The 1,447-nt window shown below is 56.7% G+C and carries 1 rRNA gene; it reads left to right on the forward strand.

Features of this window, described 5'->3' with window-relative positions:
* Window positions 1–1,397: ribosomal RNA gene (locus tag FHS13_RS21125) — 23S ribosomal RNA — on the forward strand; the annotation flags it as partial.
* Between the last annotated feature and the right edge of the window lie 50 nt (window positions 1,398–1,447).

A 1,447-nucleotide genomic window follows, 5' to 3' on the forward strand; every position in this document is an offset into this window, starting at 1 on the left:
AGGCTGAGACGTGATGCCGAGCCGTTTTTGGTGAAGTGAGTGATCCCATGCTGTCGAGAAAAGCCTCTAGCGAGTTCGTGTGTGGCCAGTACCCTAAACCGACGCAGGTGGTCAGGTAGAGAATACCGAGGCGTTCGGGTGAACCATGGTTAAGGAACTCGGCAAATTGTCCCCGTAACTTTGGGAGAAGGGGAGCCCTGTCTGGTGAAGGAGCTTTGCCTCTGGAGCTGGGTGGGGTCGCAGATAGCGGGGGGAAGCGACTGTTTATTAAAAACACAGGTCCGTGCGAAGTCGTAAGACGCTGTATACGGACTGACGCCTGCCCGGTGCTGGAACGTTAAGAGGACTGGTTAGCGGGGGTTCGCCTTCGCGAAGCTGGGAATCTAAGCGCCAGTAAACGGCGGTGGTAACTATAACCATCCTAAGGTAGCGAAATTCCTTGTCGGGTAAGTTCCGACCTGCACGAATGGCGTAACGACTTCCCCACTGTCTCAACCATGGGCCCGGTGAAATTGCACTACGAGTAAAGATGCTCGTTTCGCGCAGCAGGACGGAAAGACCCCGGGACCTTCACTATAGCTTGACATTGGTGTTTGGGATGGTTTGTGTAGGATAGGTGGGAGCCGGTGAAGCCGCCACGCTAGTGGTGGTGGAGGCGTTGGTGAAATACCACTCTGACTGTTTCGGGCATCTAACCTTGGGCCGTGATCCGGTTCGGGGACAGTGTCTGGTGGGTAGTTTAACTGGGGCGGTTGCCTCCTAAAGGGTAACGGAGGCGCCCAAAGGTTCCCTCAGCCTGGTTGGTAATCAGGTGTTGAGTGTAAGTGCACAAGGGAGCTTGACTGTGAGACGGACGTGTCGAGCAGGAGCGAAAGCTGGGACTAGTGATCCGGCACCGGCGTGTGGAAGCGGTGTCGCTCAACGGCTAAAAGGTACCCCGGGGATAACAGGCTGATCTTCCCCAAGAGTCCATATCGACGGGATGGTTTGGCACCTCGATGTCGGCTCGTCGCATCCTGGGGCTGGAGTTGGTCCCAAGGGTTGGGCTGTTCGCCCATTAAAGCGGCACGCGAGCTGGGTTTAGAACGTCGTGAGACAGTTCGGTCCCTATCCGCTGTGCGCGTTGGAGACTTGAGAAGGGCTGTCCCTAGTACGAGAGGACCGGGACGGACGAACCTCTGGTGTGCCAGTTGTCCTGCCAAGGGCATGGCTGGTTGGCTACGTTCGGGAGGGATAACCGCTGAAAGCATCTAAGCGGGAAGCTTGCTTCGAGATGAGGTCTCCTGCCTCCTTTGAGAGGGTAAGGCTCCCTGTAGACGACGGGGTTGATAGGCCGGGTGTGGAAGCCCTGTGAGGGGTGGAGCTGACCGGTACTAATAGGTCGAGGGCTTGTCCGCTGCAGATAATTGGATGTTCGCGCATGCTTGTTCACTAGGGAATGCTTCCC

The sequence above is a fragment of the Nocardiopsis algeriensis genome (genome assembly GCF_014203695.1).
GTDB classification, from domain to species: domain Bacteria; phylum Actinomycetota; class Actinomycetes; order Streptosporangiales; family Streptosporangiaceae; genus Nocardiopsis; species Nocardiopsis algeriensis.